Genomic DNA, 19,074 nt, shown 5'->3' with positions numbered 1-19,074 from the left:
TCGGCCATATGGCGCCAACTGATCGCGTGAATTCAATAGACTTGGCCGATCAATATTCCGAACTGTGACCGGCGACAGGCTGGTTCAGCGACGTCGCGGTGATGTCGTTTTCGCGCTACTTTGCGCTTGTATCCAAGGGATCACGCACCATGGCAGGACAGTCCACTCCGACCCCCACGGCGACGGCGTCGCTGCAGATCGGCCTGTTCTTCGACGGCACCCGCAACAATGCCGACAACCTGCTGCACGCCTCGCGCCCGCCCGGCAGCACCACGCCAACCGCGCGGCCGCCCGCCTCGCTGCTGGCCGATGACGCCTCGCCTTACCAGAGCCGGCTGACCAGCAGCTACAGCAACGGCTTGACCAACATCGCCCGGCTGCATGCGCTATACCCCGATAGCCGCCAGCAGCCCACACAGCCCGGCGCACTGTCGCTGGCGCTGTATATCGAAGGCGCCGGCACCCGCACCGGCGAAGACGACGACCTGATGGGGCTTGCATTCGGCATCGGCCGCACCGGCGTGCGCGCCAAGGTGCGCCGGGCGCTGGACCAGCTCCTGCCCGACGCGTTGCGCACGCTGGCACGCCAGCAGCGCCCCCTGCCCCTGGACAGTGTGCGTATCGACCTGTTCGGCTTCTCGCGGGGCGCGGCCTCGGCGCGTGATGCGCTCAACCGGCTCACCCGCGCCGAGGGACGCAGCTGGCTGCGCGAGCAGCTGCACCGCACCGGATGGACCCTGGCCAGCGACGCGGCGATACCGGCCCGGCCGGTTCGTTTTGTCGGCCTGTTCGATACGGTGGTGGCGATCAACCCACAGCGGCGCGATGAGCTGCCCGACGTCGGCCTGCCCGCCGGCTGTGCCGACAAGGTGCTGCAACTGGTTGCGCGTGACGAGCATCGCGTCCATTTCGCGCTGACCACGGTGGCCCCGCAACACGAGGAAATCGCCCTGCCCGGCGCCCATGCCAACATCGGAGGCGGCTATGACCAGCGCATTGAAGGCCCCAAGCTGCTGACCCGCCCGCTCGGGCAACGGCTGCGCAACCCGGGGCTGGCCGACGCAGAGATACCCTCGCTGGCCTTGCTGCAGGGCACCCAGGTGTATGCCCGCGCGCAGGCCGCATGCCGGCGTTGGCAGGCTGAACTTGGCCTGGGCGACGAGGCGGTATGGGTGGATGTGTGGCACCGCTGGCAGTCGCAGCGCGTGGCCGGCAGCGCCAGCGTGCTACCCAAATGGGTGCTGCATGCCCATGCCGCGGTGGTGCTGCGACGGGAGATCGATTGGCGCTATCAGTTGCTGGCACTGCGGCTGATGCACCAGCGCGCGGCGATGGCCGGTGTCCACTGGCGTGCCGCACCCGATGCTGTCGCCGCGCTTGCCCTGCCCGTCGCATTGCAGCCGATCGCCGCACGGCTGCTGGCCGGCGAGGCATTGGACGACGCGCAGGAGCGGCTGTTGCGACAGCACTACCTGATGCAGTCGGCCCATTGGAATTTCGATGCGCTGGGCGATACCGCGCTGCTGTATGCCGCCGATGAAGCCACCCGCGAGCTGCCGTATCGGCCCGGCCCCGGCTTGTTCTACATCAACCGGCCCACCGAGGATGGCCGGCGCGTGGTGCTGCCCAACGCATAGGCCTGCACCCTGCGTGGATGCAGCAGGTTCGGCCGTGGCGTTACGCCGGGGTGTTCCCGGTCGGTGCCGGCCGGTGCGTGCCGGCGGGGCCACTGGTGCGACCGGCCTGCTCGATCAGGGTGGCGATTTCTTCCGCGTCGAACCCGGCCAGCAAGCGCGCTTCCAGGTTGAAGGGGCCATACAGGAATCCACCGGCGTACTGGTTCAACAGCGCGATGAAGCGCGCACGCGGTTCCACCCCGGCACGCTGGCAATACCAGTGATACCAGCGCGACCCGGCAGCGACGTGCGCCACCTCTTCGCGCAGGATGATCTCCAGCACATCGGCAGTGGCCGGGTCGTTGGCCGACCGCAGCTTGGTGATCATGCCGGGGGTGACATCCAGGCCGCGGGCTTCCAGCACGCGCGGCACCAGCGCCATCCGCGACAGGCCATCGTGCGCGGTCTTCTCGCACATTTCCCACAGGCCGTTGTGCGCATCGAAGTCGCCATAGGCATGGCCGGTGGCCTGCAGCCGCCCGTGCAACAACATGAAATGACGCGATTCGTCATCGGCCACGCCGACCCAGTCGGCATGGAACGAGCCGGGCAGGCCACGGAAGCGGTACACCGCATCCCAGGCCAGGTCGATGGCGTTGAGCTCGATGTGGGCGATGGCATGGATGAAGGCGGCGCGGCCCTCCACGCTGCCCAGGCCACGCCGCGGCAGGTCGCGCGGATGCACCAGGGTGGGCTTGGCCGGGCGGCCCGGCATGCGGATCGGTTCGGGCGGCGGCGCATCGGCGCGCGCCTTGAGTTGGCCCGCACGGAACTGCGCGGCGTAACGCTGGGTCAGCGCGACCTTGTGCAGTGGATCGGTGGCGGCCAGGCACTGCTGCGCGGCGCGCAGCAGGTCACCGGCCGCATCCTGCGGCAACGGCTCGGCCATCACCTCAGGCGCGGCGCTTGTGCTTGGCATCGTCCGAACGCAGCTGCTGGATGCGCTCGAAGTACCCCGGCTCGATACCGGTCGGGTAAACGCCGTTGAAGCACGACGAATCGAACGCCTTCAACTCCGGGTTGCCTTCACGCACCGCCGCTTCCATGTCCTCGATGTCCTGGTAGATCAACCAGTCGCAGCCCAGGTGGGCTTCGATTTCTTCCACGCTGCGGTTGTGCGCGACCAGTTCTTCGGCCGCCGGCATGTCGATGCCGTAGATGTTGGGGTAGCGCACCGGCGGTGCCGCACTGGCCAGGTACACCTTGCGCGCGCCGGCGTCGCGCGCCATCTGCACGATCTGCTGGCTGGTGGTACCGCGCACGATCGAGTCGTCCACCAGCAGCACCACGCGGTTGCGGAACTCCAGGTGGATCGGGTTGAGCTTGCGGCGCACCGACTTCACCCGCTCGCCCTGCCCCGGCATGATGAAGGTGCGGCCGATGTAGCGGTTCTTGATGAAGCCTTCGCGGTACTTCACGCCGAGCGTGTTGGAGATCTCCAACGCGGCATCGCGCGAGGTATCGGGGATCGGGATGATGGTGTCGATGTCGTGGTCCGGGCGCAGCCGCAGGATCTTCTCGCCGAGCTTGATGCCCATGCGCATGCGCGCCTTGTGCACCGAGACGTTGTCGATCATCGAATCGGGACGGGCGAAGTACACGTACTCGAAGATGCACGGGCTGTGCTCGGGCAACTCGGCGCAGACCTCGGAGAACAGCTCGCCGCGCGCGGTGATCACCAGCGCCTCGCCCGGGCGCACATCGCGCACGCGGGTGAAGCCAAGGACATCCAGCGCCGCCGATTCGGAGGCCACGATGTATTCATCGCCTTCGGCGTGGGCGCGCTTGCCCAGGACCAGTGGGCGGATGCCATGCGGATCACGGAAGGCGACCAGGCCCAGGCCCAGCACCACGCTGATCACCGCATAGGCCCCTTTGCAGCGGCGGTGCACGCCGGCCACGGCGCGGATCGCCGCTTCCGGGGTCAACTGGCGCTGCGCGTCCAGTTCAAAGGCAAACACGTTCAACAGCACTTCGCTGTCCGAATCGGTGTTGACGTTGCGGCGATCCTGTTCGAATACCTGCTGGCGCAGGCTTTCGGTGTTGATCAGGTTGCCGTTGTGGGCCAGCGCGATGCCGTAGGGGGAATTGACGTAGAACGGCTGCGCCTCGTCCATGCCTTCGGAGCCTGCGGTCGGGTAGCGCACATGGGCGATACCGACGCGGCCTTCCAGGGTGGACATGGTCTTGGCGTCGAACACGTCGCGGACCAGGCCGTTGGCCTTCTGCACGCGCAGGCGGGTGCCGTCGACGGTGGCGATGCCCGCCGCGTCCTGGCCACGATGCTGGAGGACGGTCAGGCCGTCATACAACTGCCCGGCGACGTTCTGGTTGCCGACGATTCCGACGATGCCACACATGGTGCGAATCTCCGCTGGGCGATGCCCATCTACAGTGAAGGTGGCCGTACCTGGCCGGAGGACCCGCTCCTTACCGGAGCGGACGGGTCCGCGCGCAGGTGCGCCGGATCGGTATTTTCAGGGGCTGCTGCCCGGGTGCTGCGTACCCGCACGTCAGCGGGGGCCACCGCCTGCGGCGGGGATTCATCCAGCGGTCGCGGCCATCCGCGCACTGCCAGCAGTTCACCAAGCACCCCATTATCGCCTGTCCGCCCCGGCTTGCCCAACTCCGCGGTGGGAAGTTGCGCGGCATTCACCTCGGGCAGCGCCGCAGGGAGCCCCTGCAGGGCCTGCAGGCCGGGCAGATTGTCCAGGTCGGGCAGCGCTGGCAACGCGGGCATGCCGGGCATCTGCGCCTGCATCCAGCCCACGCCGGGGTCGAGTGCGGCGCGCAGGGTGGACGCGTGCCAGCCCGGTTCGCGGGTCAGCGGGGTGTAGGAGGCCGCCAGCAGCAGCACGCAGGCGATCAGGCCGCCACGGGCCACGCCCAATGCCCCGCCCATGACCCGGTCGGCACCGTTGAGGCTGGTCGAACGCACCACCTGCCGGATCACCAGCCCGATGCCCCAGATCGCCACCATCACCAGCAGGAACACGCTCAGATAGCCGGCCACCATGTGCCCGGTCCCCGCCGCTTCCGGGGCGGACCACCAGGCGGCCGCGGAGTGCCCGAACACCATCGCCGCCCAGCCGCCGAGCAGCCAGCCCAGCAGGCTGACGACAATGGCGACGAAGCCACGCAACACGCCGAGCAGCGCGGACAAGGCGATGACCGCCAGCAGGACGATATCGATCATGCGCGCCGTCCCTGCTGGGACGATCCGGCCTCAGGGCACGGGCGCGCACGCGCCATCAGGGGTGCGGCCGGACCATGCCTGCCACGCCCACCTTGGAGGCCACCTGGGCCTTGAGGTTTTCCGCCTCGGCGCGATTGGCGACCGGGCCCACGCGGACACGGTTCAGCGTCCCCTTTTCGGTGCGGACCTGCTCGACGAACGCGCTGAAACCAGCCGCGCGCACCTTGTCGCGCAGCGCATTGGCCTCGGCCGCCTGGCCGAACGCGCCCAGCTGCACGGCAAAGCCCACGCCGCTGGCCGCTGGTGCGGCCGGTGCGTCGACCGGCTTGGCGGCGGTCGCGGCCGGGTCGGGCCTGGCGGGCTCAGGCTTGGCCGGCGTCGGCTTCGGCTCGGGTTTGGGGGCCGCCGGCTTGGCCGCGGCAACCGGCTCGGGCGGCAGCGATTCGGTCTGCACGGCCTGGGTGGACGGTGCGGCTGCGGCACGGGAAGCGCTCGGCGCGGCCGGCGTCGGCGTCGGGGCGGCAGCAACGGCAGTGTCGGCGCGGGCGTCGAGGGTCACCACTTCGGCCTTGACGTCGTTGCGCACCTTCACCGCCTGCAGGCGGGCCGCTTCGGCCTGGGCACGGTCGGCATACGGGCCGACGCGCACCCGCCACGCCTGGCGTCCACCGATGGTGGCCGGTTCGCTGAAACCGGGCAGCTGCGATTTTTTCAGGTGGGCGATCACCGCATCGGCGTCGGCCTGGCTGCCATAGGCGCCGAAACTGACCGCGTAGTTGCCGGCGGCAACGGCCGGCGAACTGTCCGCCGGGGCCGGATCGGCAGCACCGTTATCGGCCAGTGGCTGGGTGCTGGAGGCGCCGGGCTGCAGGCCGGTGGCCCCGCCGGTCGGTGCCACCAGCGGCAGCTCACGGGTCTGGAACTGGCCGTCGGATGGCGCGGCAGGCGCGCTGATCGGCACGTTGGCCACACCGCTGTCGGGCGCAGGGCCCTTCACCAGCATGGGCAGGAAGATCACAGCCAAAGCCACCAGAACGATGGCACCAATCAGTCGCTGTTTCAGAGGAGTATCCACGGAAGGCAGGCAGGGCGGCGCGGCGGAATGCCACGGCGATTATACGGGTGTACGCGTGAGCGTCAGGGGGTGCGGCTGAACAAGGCGCACGAATCGACGCACGCCATTCAGCGCGCGCGTTATGCGGAGGGGTCCAGCCATTGCAGGCCCTGCGCGGCGGTGTGGAACGAGCCGAACACCAGCACCCGGTCGCCCGCGGCGGCATCGCGCAGGGCCTGCTGCAGCGCTGCGGCGACGCTGGCATGGCGCGTACCGTTGGCGGCGGCGCTGCCCTGCAGCCGCGCCTGCAATGCCTCGGCGGTCTGCGCGCGGGCGCCCTCCAGGCCAGCCAGGTACCAGCCATCGACCGCATCGGCCAGGGCATCGACCACACCGGGAGCATCCTTGTCCTGCAGCGCGGCAAACACGGCCAGCGTGCGGCCGGCCACCGGCATCGCCTTGAGCGCGCCGGCCAGTTCGCGTGCGGCCTGCGGGTTGTGGCCGACATCGACCAACACCTCCACGCCATCGCGCGCGAACGCCTGCAGGCGTCCGCGGATGCGCGCGGTGGCCACGCCTTCAACGATGGCTTCGGCCGGCAGCGGCATGTCCAGCGCGCGTAGCGCGGCGATCGCCGAGGCCGCGTTGCGCAGCTGGATCGGGCCACGCAACGCCGGCGTCGGCAGCTCGAACTGGACGCCGACATCGCGCCAGCGCCAGTGCCCGGCGTCGATGACGTCGGCGAAGAAATCGCTGCCGCCGCGGATCGCATTGGCACCCAGCAGGTAGGCCCGGGCCAGCACGCTCGACGGCGGATCGGTTTCCCCCAGGATGACCGGCTTCCAGGCGCGGATGATGCCGGCCTTCTCCACGCCGATGGCTTCGCGGTCCTCGCCCAGCCAGTCGCTGTGGTCGATGTCCACGGTGGTGATCACCGCCACGTCGGCATCGACGATGTTGACCGCGTCCAGGCGCCCACCCAGCCCTACTTCCAGCACCGCCAGGTCCAGCCCGGCCTGCGCGAACAGCATCAGTGCCGCCAGCGTGCCGTACTCGAAATAGGTCAGCGTGGTGTCGCCGCGCGCGTCTTCGATGGCAGTGAAGGCGGCGACCAGCGCGTCATCGGACACCTCCGCGCCGTCGATGCGCACCCGCTCGTTGTAGCGCAGCAGGTGTGGCGAGGTATACGCGCCGACCCTGGCGCCGGTGGCGCGCGCGATCGACTCGATGAAGGCCACCGTGGAGCCCTTGCCGTTGGTACCACCCACCACGATGGTGCGCGCGCCGGGCGCGCCCAGTGCCATCGCCTGGGCAACACGGCGCACGCGGTCCAGGCCCATGTCGATTGTGGCCGGGTGCTGCAGCTCGATGTAGCTGAGCCAGTCGGTGAGGGTCTGTGGGCGGGCGGTGGTCATGGGCGTTGGATCGATGGGGCGGACGGCAGCAACAGGGTACCGGGGCGGCAGGCAGGCACGGCGCGCCGCTTACAGCGCGCGGTGCTTGGCCTCGCCGAAGAACGGAGTGTGGTGGGCGCAGTCGTTGAGGCGCACCAGTTCAAGCTGGTCCAGCTCGGCGCCTTCAAGCAGGTTGAGCGTGGTCGGGGCCTGGCGGAAGGTCCACAGGCGCGACAGCGGCAGGCCCAGGATGCGGCACAGGATCACGCGGTTGACCGCGTCATGCGCGACCACCAACAGGGTGTCGTGCTCGCCGAGGCCTTCGGCGGCGCGGGCCAGGCCGCGCCAGCTGCGTTCCAGCACCAGGCGCAGCGATTCGCCGCCGGGCATCAGCACGGTATCGGGTTCGTCGCGCCAGGCCTGCAGACGCGAAGGATCCTTGTCATTGATTTCACTGGCCAGCAGCCCTTCCCACTCACCGTGGGCGATTTCCTGCAGCTCCGGCTCGGTCAGCAGCATCGCCGCACGGTCGGCGCCGAGCGCCAGCTGCGCGGTGCGCTGCGCACGCGACAGCGGCGAGGCCACGGCGCGGGTGATGTCGACCGACTTCAGTCGTTCACCCAGTGCCTGGGCCTGGGCCTCGCCAATGGGCGACAACGGGATATCGATCTGGCCCTGGTAACGGCCTTCGGCATTCCACGGGGTTTCACCGTGACGGGCAAGCAGGATGCGCATGCGAACGGGGGTCCTTGGGGGGAGGAGTGCTGTCGCAATCGTTCACATGGCGTGAATGATCGAGGGGGACACGCATGATACCCCGCCCGGCTCTGGCCGCGTCGGCGGTTCTACCGGCACCGGCAGGTACCGACCGTGGGTCGGTACGCCAGAACAGGTAGGTACCGACCGTTGGTCGGTACGTCGCGAAGGCAGCCGACCAACGGTCGGCTCTACCGGGCCAGGTTCAACTCTTTCAGCAGCTGCGGCGCGGGCGCCACTTCCTGCATGATCCACTGCATGTAGCGGCTGTCCACCGCGATCATGCGGGTCATCACCGGGTCGAATACCCAGTTGGAACTCACCGACTCCCAGTTGCCATCAAAGGCCAGGCCGACCAGCTTGCCGTGGGCATCGAGCACCGGCGAGCCGGAATTGCCGCCGGTGATATCCAGGTTGGAGAGGAAGTTGACCGGCACCGAGCCGATGCGCTTGTCTTCCAGGCCGCCGTAACGCTTGGCCTTGACCGCCTCCAGCAGCGCCTTGGGCGAATCGAACGGGTCTTCGCCGGTTTCCTTGGCGGCCACGCCTTCCAGGGTGGTGAACGGGGTGTAGTTCACCCCGTCCTTGCCGTAACCCATCACGTTGCCGAAGGTGATGCGCAACGACAGGTTGGCATCGGGATAAACAAACCCGCCCTTGCTCTTCTTGTAATCGGCCACGGCCTGCAGGTACAGCGGACGGGCAGTCAGCGATTCGCCTTCGCGGATCTTCTTCTGCTCTTCCTGCTTCAGCAGTGCCGGCATCGCCGCCACCGCGTACTGGATGGCCGGATCGGTGCTGGCTTCAAACGCGGCACGGTCGGCCTTGAACCACTCCAGGCGCTTGTCCAGGCTACCCAGCTGGGTGCCACCCAGCTTGGCCACCAGCGCCTTGACCGCGTTGGCATCGCTGCCCGCCAGCCACTGGTTCAGCAAGGCGTTGTCGCGCTGCGCGGCCGGCAGGGCGATGTACTGGTCCAGCCAATAGGTCTGCAGTTGCTGGTCCATCTTCGCCACGTAGCGGCGATCCATCTGCTTCAGGCTGCCCTCGATGGTGGTCAGGTCGCGGTCCTGGTAGCCGGCTTCACGCTCGGCGTCCGGCTTGGCACGCTCGATCGAAAGACGATACAGCGACAGCGCCGCACTCACCGCCGAGGTGGCGTTGAACTGGCTCACGAACAGGTCGCGCTCACGCGTCGCCTTGCTGGTATCGAGGTGCTTGAGCAGCTGCGCGTGCGCGGCCAGCGCCGGCTTGCCGGCGGTACCCTGCTGCTTCAGCCAGGCCAGCACGGCCGCTTCTTCGGCCTGCTTCTGGCCGGCCGCGTCGATGCGCTTGAAGCCTTCCAGCTGGCCGGCGTAGTTCTTGGCCACGTTGTTCATGCTGGCCGCGGTGGCGGCGTACTTCACCTTGACGTCGGCGTCGGCCTTGCCGGCGTCGTCGATCATCTTCAACACCGCGTTGTAGTGGCGGGCGATGGTCGGATAGGTGAAGGTGGCGGTTTCGTTGAACTCACCGGCCAGGGCATAGCGGTTGGTGCGGCCCGGGTAGCCGGCCACCATCACGAAGTCGTCGGCACCCAGCGGCTGGTCGGCGAAGGTCAGGAAGTGCTTGGGCTGGTAAGGCACGTTGTCGGCGGCGAACGCAGCCGGCTTGCCATCCTTGCCCACGTAGGCGCGGTAGAAGGAGAAGTCGCCGGTGTGGCGCGGCCACATCCAGTTGTCGACGTCGCCGCCGAACTTGCCCACGCTGCCCGGGGGCGCATAGACCAGGCGCACGTCCTTGATTTCCATGTTGCGGAACAGGCGGTAGGTGTTGCCGCCGGAGAAGCTGAACAGCCGGCAGCGGAAGCCGGCGTCGGCTTCGCAGGCCGCGGTCTGCGCCTTGTCGAAGGCATCCAGCGCGCGGGTCCGCGCCAGCGGGTCCTTGCCGGCGGCGGCGATCGCGGCCTTGGCCTGGGCGGTCACGTCGGTGATCTGGTCGAGCACGAACACGCGGGCGTTCGGGCCGGCGCTCAGCTCATCCTTCAGGGTCGGCGCATTGAAGCCGTCCTTGATCAGGTTCTTTTCGGCGGTGGAGTTCAGCTGGATCGCGCCGTAGGCGCAATGGTGGTTGGTGACCACCAGGCCCTGCGGGGAGACGAAGCTGGCCGTGCAGCCGCCGAGTGCCACCACCGCGCCCATCGGGTCGCCGGTCAGGTTGGAGATCTGCTCGGCGGACAGCTTCAGCCCGGCCTGCTTGAGCGGGCCGGCGATCTCCGGCAGCTGCTGCGGCACCCACATGCCTTCAGCGGCCTGGGCGACCTGGACCAGCCCAAGGCTGGCGACGACGGAGAAAGCGAGCAGGTTCGAGCGCATTGAGCAGCCCCTGTTTAGAGAACCGCCGAGTGTAGCCCAGCCCCCTGCCCTGGCCCGATGCCCGGAAGTCATGGACGGTGCCAGCCGGGCAGAGCCCGGCTCTACGCCCCGCGCTTGCGACACTCTGTCCGGAGGGGGCGGGGCCACCGCCCCAAACCACCCGCGCTGCAACATGGGAAAACCGCGTACGGCTCTATAATCCGCGTTTTCCCCCAGACGAGTTCCACCCCGATGGCGCAGCAAACAATGAAGGCCCTGGTCAAGCGTGAAGCCGGCAAGGGTATCTGGCTGGAAGAAGTGCCGGTCCCGACCCCCGGCCCGAACCAGGTCCTGATCAAGCTGGAAAAGACCGCCATCTGCGGTACCGACCTGCATATCTACCTGTGGGACGAATGGAGCCAGCGCACGATCAAGCCGGGCCTGACCATCGGCCACGAGTTCGTCGGCCGCATCGCCGAAATCGGCCCGGGCGTGACCGGCTACGAGATCGGCCAGCGCGTCTCGGCCGAAGGCCACATCGTCTGCGGCCACTGCCGCAACTGCCGTGGCGGTCGCCAGCACCTGTGCCCGAACACCGTGGGCATCGGCGTCAACGTCAACGGCGCCTTCGCCGAGTACATGGTGATGCCGGCCAGCAACCTGTGGCCGATCCCCGACCAGATCCCGTCCGAACTGGCCGCCTTCTTCGATCCCTACGGCAACGCCGCGCACTGCGCGCTGGAGTTCAACGTGATCGGTGAAGACGTGCTGATCACCGGTGCCGGCCCGATCGGGATCATCGCCGCGGGCATCTGCAAGCACATCGGTGCGCGCAACGTGGTGGTCACCGACGTCAACGACTTCCGCCTGAAGCTGGCCGCCGACATGGGCGCCACCCGCGTGGTCAACGTGTCCAACACCTCGCTCAAGGACGTGATGAAGGAACTGCACATGGAGGGCTTCGACGTGGGCCTGGAAATGAGCGGCAACCCGCGCGCGTTCAACGACATGCTCGACTGCATGTACCACGGCGGCAAGATCGCCATGCTCGGGATCATGCCCAAGGGTGCCGGCTGCGACTGGGACAAGATCATCTTCAAGGGCCTGACCGTGCAGGGCATCTACGGCCGCAAGATGTATGAGACCTGGTACAAGATGACCCAGCTGGTGCTGTCCGGTTTCCCGCTTGGCAAGGTGATGACTCACCAGTTGCCGATCGACGATTTCCAGAAGGGCTTCGACCTGATGGAACAGGGCAAGGCCGGCAAGGTGGTGTTGAGCTGGAATTGAACCACCGCGCCGTCACGACCAACGGTCGTGACCTACCGGGATCGTTGCGCCGTCATGGCCAACGGTCGCGGCCTACCGGGATCGTTGCGCCGTCATGGCCAACGGTCGCGGCCTACCGGGATCGTTGCGCCGTCATGGCCAACGGTCGCGGCCTACCGGGATCGTTGCGACGTCATGGCATTGGTAGGTGCCGACCGTTGGTCGGTACGAAAAAGGCGCCCGATGGGCGCCTTTTTCTCGTGCCTGCCACGACCGACGGTGGTGACTTCCCCGTGCTGGGGACGACCGGAGCGGGCGTCAGTTGCCGATCGCCACGGTGAACACCACGCGGTTGTCGGCCAGCTTGCCGTTGTTGTCGCGGCCGGCGCCATCGGTGCCGTGGTAGCCCAGGCCCAGGTTGAACAGGCCGAACTGGCGGCTGACGCCCACGCTGAAATCGGTGTAATCCTTGCCGGTTGCCGTCTCCAGGGTGGTGCGACCCACGCCAGCATTGAGCGTGAAATCGTTCGGCAGGCCCCACTCACCGCCCACGGCGTAGTACCAGCTCTTGGTATCGGAACCGGAAATATCGTTGGTGTAGGCCACGGTCAGCTTGTACTGCTTGGCAAACGTGGTGGTGGTGATCAGCTCGTTGTAGTTCAGCTCGCTGGCACCGGGATAGGTGTAACGGTTGAGCAGCACGTCGAAATTGACGCTGTCGCTCACGTCCACGCCGTAGCCGATCAGGTAGTCAAGCTCCACGCTCGGGTCGCCCGGCCCGAAGTCCACGCCCGAACCCCACACCCCGGCGTACAGGCCCACCGGCGAGGTATAGGTGAAGCCAGCCTGCAGGGTCGGATCCTCATCGGTCTGGGAAATCCCGCGGAACACGTAATCGGACACGCCGGTAACGTTCCAGCTGAATGGAGACTCGGCCTCCTCCTGGGCACTGGCGGCGAACGGGGCAAGCAAGGCGGCGCAGAGCACAACGGCGGCGGTACAGCGCGTGGCGTGGTTCATGCGGGGTCTCTCCGGGGCGGTGGGGGTGGGCGGAACGCGGCGGTTTACAGTTTTTTAACCTGATTGATATTGCGATGCAACAATCACGTCTGCAACCGATTTGTCCCCCGGCCCCGGCCCTGCCCGCCGACAACGGCCCCCTCGTCGCCCCCGGCAGGTAAAATCACCGGCTTCCCGTGCTGATGATCGCCTGCCATGACCGCTGCCAAGACCGCCCCGCTGACCCAGCATTACGTTGAGGAACTGGAGGCGATCCGCGCCCAGGGCCTGTTCAAGTCCGAGCGCATCATCACCAGCCCGCAGTCGGCCGAGATCACCCTGGACGATGGCCGCACGGTGATCAACTTCTGTGCCAACAACTACCTGGGCCTGGCCGACCACCCCGACCTGATCCAGGCAGCCAAGGACGCGCTGGACAGCCACGGCTTCGGCATGGCCTCGGTGCGCTTCATCTGCGGCACCCAGGACCTGCACAAACAGCTGGAAAAGCAGATCGCCGCGTTCTTCGGCAAGCAGGACACGATCCTGTACGCGGCCTGCTTCGACGCCAACGGTGGCCTGTTCGAGCCGCTGCTGGGCGAGAACGACGCGATCATCTCCGATGCGCTCAACCACGCCTCGATCATCGATGGCGTCCGCCTGTGCAAGGCCAAGCGTTTCCGCTACGCCAACTGCGACATGGCCGACCTGGAAACCCAGCTGCAGGCCGCCGATGCCGCTGGCTGCAAGACCAAGCTGATCACCACCGACGGCGTGTTCTCGATGGACGGCTTCATCGCCCCGCTGGATGAAATCACCGCGCTGGCCAAAAAGTACAACGCGCTGGTGCACATCGACGAGTGCCATGCCACCGGCTTCCTCGGCAGCACCGGCCGCGGCTCGGCCGAGGTCAAGGGCGTGCTGGAGAAGATCGACATCATCACCGGCACGCTGGGCAAGGCCATGGGCGGCGCGCTGGGTGGCTTCACCTGCGCCAGCGCCGAGGTGGTCGAACTGCTGCGCCAGCGTTCGCGCCCGTACCTGTTCTCCAACTCGCTGCCGCCGCACGTGGTCGCCGCCGGCATCAAGGCATTTGAGATGTTGGCCGCTGCCGGCGACCTGCGCACCACCCTGGCCGACAACACCGCCTACTTCCGCGAAAAGATGACCGCCGCCGGTTTCGACGTGAAGCCGGGCGTGCACCCGATCAGCCCGGTGATGTTGTACGACGCGCCGCTGGCGCAGAAGTTCGCCGAGCGCCTGTTGGAAGAGGGCATCTACGCGATCGGCTTCTTCTTCCCGGTGGTGCCCAAGGGCCAGGCCCGCATCCGCACCCAGATCAGCGCCGCGCATACCCGCGCGCATCTGGACCGTGCGATCGATGCATTCATTCGTATCGGCGTTGAGCTGGGTGTGATCAAGGGGTGACCCGGTGACGGCGCGCTGCGCCGTCCCGTTCGAACGCCGGGCAATGCCCGGCGTTATTTTTTCTTTTTCTTCTTGTCCTTGGCCGCGTCCTTGCTGGCCACCACCACCGGTGCGGCCGGCCGGTCCTGGCCATTGCCCTTGGCCACGCGGATGCCGTTGGCCTTCATCCAGGCATCGAACTCATCGGCGGACATCTTCTTGTCGCCCTCGCTCATCATGAAGCGATAGCTGCCGCGTCCGTCCAGTTCGGGCGTCTTTATCTCCACGATTTTGTCGGTCACCAGTGCGGTGTCCTTGGCGGACTGCTTGTGGCCGCCACAGGCCGTCAGCAACGCGACCGGCAACAGCAGGCAGGCGCTGCGGAACAGCGGGCGATAGCGAGCGATGGTGTGCATGGGGGAATCTCCCGGTAGTGAATGGATCGTCGGGTGAGAGGCCATCCATTGCCTGGTTCGGTATGCCTGCCGCACGCGGGCAGGCCTTGGATTCACGGCGATGCCACGGCGCCATCGGCCGCGGCGTACAGCAGTTCCAGGTCGTGCGGGCCCAGTTCACGCCAGGCTCCCTTGCCCAGCGTGCCCATCGGCAACTGCCCGATGGCCACGCGCACCAGCCGCAGCACGTTGATGTCCAAGGCGGCCAGCAGGCGCCGGATGTGGCGGTTGCGCCCTTCTTCCAGCACCACTTCCAGCCAGGCGGTCTTGTCACCGCTGCGCAGCAACGTGGCGCGGCGCGCACGCAGGTGCTCGCCGTCATTGTCCACGCCGATGCACAACGCCTGCAGCTGCGCGGCATCGGGGATGACGTCGATCTGTACGTGGTAGGTCTTGTCCGGGCCGCTGGTGGGGTCGGTCAGCCGCGCCGCCCACTGCGGATCGTTGCTGAACAACAACAGGCCTTCGCTGGCCTTGTCGAGCCGTCCAACCGGTGCGAGCCACGGCAGGCCACTGCCATCCAGGCAGCGGTAGACGGTGTCGCGCCCTTGCTCATCCTGCGCGGTGGTGACCAGCCCGCGCGGTTTGTTGAGCATCAGGTGGATGCGCCGTGGCGCGCCCAGCGGCTGGCCGTCGACGCGTACGTGGTGGCGCCCATCGACGATCGGGAATTCAGGGTTGTTGATGACCCGGCCATCGACCGTGACCCGTCCGGCGGCAATCCAGCGCGCCGCTTCGGTACGCGAGCACAGCCCGGCCTTGGACAGCACCCGTGCCAACCCATGGCGCGCTGCGCCGTCGCTGTACGGCAGGGTTGCCGGTGACGCACGCCGCTCGGGGCGGCGTGGTCGTGAGGCAGGCGCGGCAGGGGGCCGGCGTGTGCTCATCGTGCTCCGCGCGGGGCGGCTTACTTCTTCTCGCCCGGCTTGGTATCTGCCGGTGCTTCAGCGGCAGGGACGGCCGCAGCGGGTACGGGGCGCGCCTTGACCACGCGCACGCCGCGCGCCTTCATCCAGGCGTCGAATTCCTCGGCGGTCATGCGCTTGCCGTTCTGGCTCATGTCAAAGCGCCACGGCGTGTTGTCAAACTCGGTCTGCGGCTTGTACGCGGCCGGATCATTGGGCTTGATCGCCGGCGCGCCGGGCATTGCCTTGGCGATGTTCTGGCACCCGTCGATGCGCAGGCGCTGCAGCACGCTGTCCAGCGACTGGCGCTGGTCGTAATTGGAGGTCAGCACGCCGGCCGGCATGCCCAGCTGGACGTTGCGGATGTACAGCTCTTCGGCCACCGGAGCGATCGCCGTTGCCGGCAGCGCCAGCGGCGACGCGCTGGTGGCGTTGGCCGAGCAATCCACGGCTGCGTGAGCGGTGTGAACCAGGGCCAGGCCAAGCGCGGCGGCCAGTGCGATACGCAGCATGGAATGCATCCAGGGAAAAGGGGCGACGCGCCGAGTTTAACAGCGCCACAACGGCTTTCAAGATCCCACATTCAATGAATACGGCAACTTGTTGGATTTATTGTTGATTTTCTGGGCGATCAAGCGCGTAAGGCGCGGATCAACGGCTGCCTGTGCCCCCCACCATGCGTGGATGCCGCTCTTCGCCCACCGCAAGCCGAGCCCGTTGGCGGCCGGCAGGTCCTTGGCAAAATAAAGGAGGAGGCCGTCGCCGCAGGCATCGGCCGGGGGACATTTGCACAAGGGCCTGCCGGCCGCCAAGGGGCCCCGGACGCGCGCACCATGCCGAACGATGCCGAACGATGCCGCACGATGCCGCACGATGCCGCGATCAGCGTCACCGCCAACGGGCGTCACCACCAACGGTGGTGACCTACCTCGGGTGAAGAAGCAAAAAAAGGGCCCGGCAATGCCGGGCCCTCTTCTGAGGCTGTACTACCAGAAGGATTAGTTCTGGACGTTCAGCTCGGTACGACGGTTCTTCGCACGGCCTTCCGGGTTGTCCGAGCCATCCGAGTTGGTGTTCGGCGCAATCGGACGGCTCTCGCCGTAGCCGATCGGACCCACCAGACGCGAAGCGGACACGCCGTTCTTGGTCATGTAGTCATACACAGCGGTAGCGCGACGCTCCGACAGCTTCTGGTTGTAAGCGTCGGTACCCTTCGAGTCGGTGTGACCGGCAACTTCAACACGCAGATCCGGGTAACGCTTCAGGATCTCGGTGGCTTCGCTCAGGATCGCCACGGCGTCCGGACGCAGGGTCGACTTGTCGAAGTCGAAGTTGACGCCCTTCAGATCGATGGAGACCGGAACCGGGCAACCGTCCGGACCGATGGTCTGACCCGGCTGCGAATCCGGGCACTTGTCGTCGCAGTTGTTGACGCCGTCACCGTCGTCATCCAGGTCTGCGCAGCTCGGAGCCACCGGAGCCGGGGCAACCACAGCAGCGGTCGGGGCCGGGCCCAGCGGGATCACGACGCCGACCGAAGCCAGCACGTCGCCGAACCAGCTTTCGTCCGGAGCCGAGATGCTCTGGTCATCGAAGTCAGCGCGGTAGGCCACTTCGGCGCGGACAGCAACGCGCTTTTCGAAGGTGGTCTGCAGGCCGACGCCGAGCTTGGCGGCAAAGTTGCCGTCCTTGCGCTCACGCGGACCATTCAGGTTGTTCGCTGCGTACTCTTCTTCCGACTTCTGGTAGCCCAGACCCATCAGCAGGTACGGGTTCCAGCCACGGCCTTCGGAGATGAAATGGCGACGCATGTCGACAGACACGCCGTACTGGCTCCAGTTCAGGTCCTGGTTCGCGTCGAAGTTCGGGTTCTGATAGTTCAGTTCACCGTCCAGCGACCAGTTGGGGCTGATGAACTTACCGAGGCCCAGGGTAACGAACGGAGCGTCGTTGGTCAGACGGTCGCTATCCTGGAAGTTGAAGCCGGCCGAACCGGTCAGGTACCAGCGGTCGTCGAAATCCTGCGCCGATGCAGCCTGGGCGAAAGCCAGGCCGCCCAGCAGCGCGGCAGTAAGGATCTTCTTGTTCATTGAGTACAGCTCCTATTTCGGGGGTATGAAACCGGTAGAGGCATGGGCCAGCACCTGCGTCGTTTTTCCGACTGCCGATTCAGCACGCCACCGCCGCGAACATTATGCTCAGGCGAGTGAAGGTGATGTTAACAGTCCCGTAACATGTGAAGACGACTGCCAGACCTCTACCCGGTCCAGCTGGTGGCACCCTATACAGGTTGATGAAATTCCGCAAGGCCGAGCAATGGCAAGGCTTCTCGCGCTTTTCCCGCCTATTTTGCGGTGAATTGCGTCATTCCAGCCCGGCAACCTGGCGTGCATTGATTCAGCGCATAAACAGGTTTGTCGACAGTCGTATGATGAAGGCGAATCCTGAACTGGAGACGTCATGAAAGCCGTGGGATTGCATCATTACCTGCCGATCGACGACGAGGCTTCGCTGCTCGACCTGACCCTGCCGCCGCCTGGCCCGCCGCAGGGGTCTGACCTGCTGGTGCGGATACAGGCTGTTTCCGTCAACCCGGTGGATACCAAACTGCGCGCGCCCCGGGCCCAGCACGAAGACGCGCCGCGCATCCTGGGTTATGACGCCGCCGGCACCGTCGACGCGGTCGGGCCGGAGGTCACCGCGTTCGTGCCCGGCGACGAGGTGTACTACGCCGGGGACGTCACTCGTTCGGGCTGCAACGCGCAATGGCAGTGGGTGGATGAGCGCCTGGTCGGGCGCAAGCCGGCCACGCTGGAGTTTGCCGAGGCGGCGGCGTTGCCGCTGACCACGCTGACGGCGTGGGAACTGCTGTTCCAGCGCATGCCCCTGCACTTTGATGGCCGCCGCCATGCCGGCCAGGTGCTGTTGGTCATCGGTGGCGCCGGTGGCGTCGGCTCGATGGCGATCCAGTTGGCCCGGCACGCCGGCTTCACCGTCGTGGCCACCGCCTCGCGGGAATCGTCGGCGCAGTGGTGCCGGCAGCTGGGCGCCGACCACGTCATCGACCATCGCCAGCCGTTGCCGGCGCAGCTGCAGGCGCTGGGCATCGCGCAGGTGCACGCCGCCGTGAACCTGGCCGATACCGACCAGTACTGGGAGGTGCTGGGCGACCTGCTCGCACCGCAGGGACATGTCGGGCTGATCGTGGAACCGCGCGCGGCGCTGCGCCTGGGCGATCCCTACAAAGCCAAGTGCATCGGCATCCACTGGGAATTCATGTTCGCGCGGGCGAAGTTCCGCACCGCGGACATGATCGAGCAGCACCGCATCCTCAGCCGGGCCGCCAGCCTGGTCGATGCCGGCGAGCTGCGCAGCACCGCGCACACCCACCTGGGCACGATCAACGCAGCCAACCTGCGCCAGGCGCATCGCCAGGTGGAAGGCGGTGGGGTGATCGGCAAACTGGTGCTGTCAGGGTGGGACGAGGCGGACGCGGCACGCTGATCAGCGCTGCAGCGGTGCTGCGCCCCGGGCGGCGGCCGGCGCAGGCCGCTGCCGCCCGGCGGGCCGGACACCGTGTCGGCGCGCATTGGCCTCCATCTGTATCTGTCGGCGCGATCGCGCGCGGCC

Annotated in this window: 18 protein-coding genes; 5 read left to right on the top strand and 13 right to left on the bottom strand. The window is 67.2% G+C overall.

Features of this window, described 5'->3' with window-relative positions; genetic code table 11:
• The first annotated feature begins 149 nt into the window (after positions 1-149).
• A complete protein-coding gene (locus tag AC3IR9_RS04255; protein ID WP_489294245.1) occupies positions 150-1,637 on the top strand; it encodes a phospholipase effector Tle1 domain-containing protein in 1,488 nt (495 codons plus the stop codon).
• Positions 1,638-1,677: 40 nt separating this feature from the next.
• Here AC3IR9_RS04255 and AC3IR9_RS04250 read toward each other — a convergent pair whose 3' ends face one another.
• From AC3IR9_RS04250 to AC3IR9_RS04220, 7 genes are all read right to left on the bottom strand, one after another.
• Positions 1,678-2,565 (bottom strand): ferritin-like domain-containing protein, encoded by an 888-nt coding sequence (locus tag AC3IR9_RS04250; RefSeq protein ID WP_489295701.1) that lies wholly within the window; start codon positions 2,563-2,565, stop codon positions 1,678-1,680.
• A 4-nt stretch (positions 2,566-2,569) separates the two neighbouring features.
• Positions 2,570-4,036, bottom strand: a complete 1,467-nt coding sequence (gene purF, locus AC3IR9_RS04245) for an amidophosphoribosyltransferase (protein WP_489294243.1) — start codon at positions 4,034-4,036, stop codon at positions 2,570-2,572.
• A 29-nt stretch (positions 4,037-4,065) separates the two neighbouring features.
• A complete protein-coding gene (locus AC3IR9_RS04240) occupies positions 4,066-4,872 on the bottom strand; it encodes a CvpA family protein (protein WP_489294242.1) in 807 nt (268 codons plus the stop codon).
• Between the two features lie 55 nt (positions 4,873-4,927).
• On the bottom strand, positions 4,928-5,947 hold the full coding sequence (locus AC3IR9_RS04235) for an SPOR domain-containing protein (RefSeq protein ID WP_489294241.1): 1,020 nt from the start codon (positions 5,945-5,947) through the stop codon (positions 4,928-4,930).
• A gap of 119 nt (positions 5,948-6,066) precedes the next feature.
• On the bottom strand, positions 6,067-7,341 hold the full coding sequence (folC, locus tag AC3IR9_RS04230) for a bifunctional tetrahydrofolate synthase/dihydrofolate synthase (protein ID WP_489294240.1): 1,275 nt from the start codon (positions 7,339-7,341) through the stop codon (positions 6,067-6,069).
• A 69-nt stretch (positions 7,342-7,410) separates the two neighbouring features.
• A complete protein-coding gene (locus AC3IR9_RS04225) occupies positions 7,411-8,055 on the bottom strand; it encodes a histidine phosphatase family protein (protein ID WP_489294239.1) in 645 nt (214 codons plus the stop codon).
• 212 nt (positions 8,056-8,267) lie between these two features.
• On the bottom strand, positions 8,268-10,430 hold the full coding sequence (locus AC3IR9_RS04220) for a S46 family peptidase (RefSeq protein WP_489294238.1): 2,163 nt from the start codon (positions 10,428-10,430) through the stop codon (positions 8,268-8,270).
• A gap of 246 nt (positions 10,431-10,676) precedes the next feature.
• Here AC3IR9_RS04220 and tdh point away from each other — a divergent pair, with 246 nt between their 5' ends.
• A complete protein-coding gene (gene tdh / locus AC3IR9_RS04215) occupies positions 10,677-11,699 on the top strand; it encodes an L-threonine 3-dehydrogenase (protein ID WP_489294236.1) in 1,023 nt (340 codons plus the stop codon).
• Between the two features lie 297 nt (positions 11,700-11,996).
• Here the strand turns inward: tdh and AC3IR9_RS04210 are convergent, their stop codons facing one another.
• Positions 11,997-12,698 (bottom strand): TorF family putative porin, encoded by a 702-nt coding sequence (locus AC3IR9_RS04210; RefSeq protein ID WP_489294235.1) that lies wholly within the window; start codon positions 12,696-12,698, stop codon positions 11,997-11,999.
• A 195-nt stretch (positions 12,699-12,893) separates the two neighbouring features.
• On the opposite strand from AC3IR9_RS04210, the gene kbl reads away from it, so the two are divergent.
• Positions 12,894-14,105: a glycine C-acetyltransferase gene (kbl, locus tag AC3IR9_RS04205; protein WP_489294234.1), complete on the top strand. Its 1,212-nt coding sequence runs from the start codon at positions 12,894-12,896 to the stop codon at positions 14,103-14,105.
• A 53-nt stretch (positions 14,106-14,158) separates the two neighbouring features.
• On the opposite strand, the gene AC3IR9_RS04200 is transcribed toward kbl, so the two are convergent.
• The 5 genes from AC3IR9_RS04200 to AC3IR9_RS04180 form a co-directional block, all read right to left on the bottom strand.
• A complete protein-coding gene (locus tag AC3IR9_RS04200) occupies positions 14,159-14,500 on the bottom strand; it encodes a hypothetical protein (protein ID WP_489294233.1) in 342 nt (113 codons plus the stop codon).
• A 92-nt stretch (positions 14,501-14,592) separates the two neighbouring features.
• Positions 14,593-15,426 carry a pseudouridine synthase gene (locus AC3IR9_RS04195; protein WP_489294232.1) on the bottom strand — a complete coding sequence of 278 codons (834 nt, stop codon included), beginning with the start codon at positions 15,424-15,426 and terminating at the stop codon, positions 14,593-14,595.
• 20 nt (positions 15,427-15,446) lie between these two features.
• Entirely contained in the window at positions 15,447-15,956 is a 510-nt protein-coding gene (locus AC3IR9_RS04190) for a hypothetical protein (protein WP_489294231.1), read from the bottom strand.
• A 57-nt stretch (positions 15,957-16,013) separates the two neighbouring features.
• Positions 16,014-16,358: a hypothetical protein gene (locus AC3IR9_RS04185; protein ID WP_489294229.1), complete on the bottom strand. Its 345-nt coding sequence runs from the start codon at positions 16,356-16,358 to the stop codon at positions 16,014-16,016.
• 84 nt (positions 16,359-16,442) lie between these two features.
• Entirely contained in the window at positions 16,443-17,534 is a 1,092-nt protein-coding gene (locus AC3IR9_RS04180; RefSeq protein WP_489294228.1) for an OmpA family protein, read from the bottom strand.
• Between the two features lie 203 nt (positions 17,535-17,737).
• Between AC3IR9_RS04180 and AC3IR9_RS04175 the strand changes: the two genes are divergently transcribed.
• Together AC3IR9_RS04175 and AC3IR9_RS04170 are read left to right on the top strand one after the other, a co-directional pair.
• A complete protein-coding gene (locus AC3IR9_RS04175) occupies positions 17,738-17,908 on the top strand; it encodes a hypothetical protein (RefSeq protein ID WP_489294226.1) in 171 nt (56 codons plus the stop codon).
• Complete coding sequence (locus tag AC3IR9_RS04170) at positions 17,905-18,948, top strand: zinc-binding alcohol dehydrogenase family protein (protein WP_489294224.1); 1,044 nt, start codon at positions 17,905-17,907, stop codon at positions 18,946-18,948. The genes AC3IR9_RS04175 and AC3IR9_RS04170 overlap by 4 nt, the downstream gene beginning before the upstream one ends.
• The last annotated feature ends 126 nt before the right edge of the window (positions 18,949-19,074 follow it).

Source organism: Stenotrophomonas sp. GL_101 (assembly GCF_057835675.1).
Note: the sequence above shows the minus strand (reverse complement) of the source record. Positions and strands in the feature narration are given on the sequence as shown.

Bases quoted from the DNA above. Each gene is read 5' to 3' on its own strand.
- AC3IR9_RS04255 (WP_489294245.1), top strand. From the start codon at position 150: ATGGCAGGACAGTCCACTCCGACCCCCACGGCGACGGCGTCGCTGCAG.
- AC3IR9_RS04250 (WP_489295701.1), bottom strand. From the start codon at position 2,565: ATGGCCGAGCCGTTGCCGCAGGATGCGGCCGGTGACCTGCTGCGCGCC.
- purF (WP_489294243.1), bottom strand. From the start codon at position 4,036: ATGTGTGGCATCGTCGGAATCGTCGGCAACCAGAACGTCGCCGGGCAG.
- AC3IR9_RS04240 (WP_489294242.1), bottom strand. From the start codon at position 4,872: ATGATCGATATCGTCCTGCTGGCGGTCATCGCCTTGTCCGCGCTGCTC.
- folC (WP_489294240.1), bottom strand. From the start codon at position 7,341: ATGACCACCGCCCGCCCACAGACCCTCACCGACTGGCTCAGCTACATC.
- AC3IR9_RS04225 (WP_489294239.1), bottom strand. From the start codon at position 8,055: ATGCGCATCCTGCTTGCCCGTCACGGTGAAACCCCGTGGAATGCCGAA.
- AC3IR9_RS04220 (WP_489294238.1), bottom strand. From the start codon at position 10,430: ATGCGCTCGAACCTGCTCGCTTTCTCCGTCGTCGCCAGCCTTGGGCTG.
- tdh (WP_489294236.1), top strand. From the start codon at position 10,677: ATGAAGGCCCTGGTCAAGCGTGAAGCCGGCAAGGGTATCTGGCTGGAA.
- AC3IR9_RS04210 (WP_489294235.1), bottom strand. From the start codon at position 12,698: ATGAACCACGCCACGCGCTGTACCGCCGCCGTTGTGCTCTGCGCCGCC.
- kbl (WP_489294234.1), top strand. From the start codon at position 12,894: ATGACCGCTGCCAAGACCGCCCCGCTGACCCAGCATTACGTTGAGGAA.
- AC3IR9_RS04200 (WP_489294233.1), bottom strand. From the start codon at position 14,500: ATGCACACCATCGCTCGCTATCGCCCGCTGTTCCGCAGCGCCTGCCTG.
- AC3IR9_RS04195 (WP_489294232.1), bottom strand. From the start codon at position 15,426: ATGAGCACACGCCGGCCCCCTGCCGCGCCTGCCTCACGACCACGCCGC.
- AC3IR9_RS04190 (WP_489294231.1), bottom strand. From the start codon at position 15,956: ATGCTGCGTATCGCACTGGCCGCCGCGCTTGGCCTGGCCCTGGTTCAC.
- AC3IR9_RS04180 (WP_489294228.1), bottom strand. From the start codon at position 17,534: ATGAACAAGAAGATCCTTACTGCCGCGCTGCTGGGCGGCCTGGCTTTC.
- AC3IR9_RS04175 (WP_489294226.1), top strand. From the start codon at position 17,738: ATGAAATTCCGCAAGGCCGAGCAATGGCAAGGCTTCTCGCGCTTTTCC.
- AC3IR9_RS04170 (WP_489294224.1), top strand. From the start codon at position 17,905: ATGAAAGCCGTGGGATTGCATCATTACCTGCCGATCGACGACGAGGCT.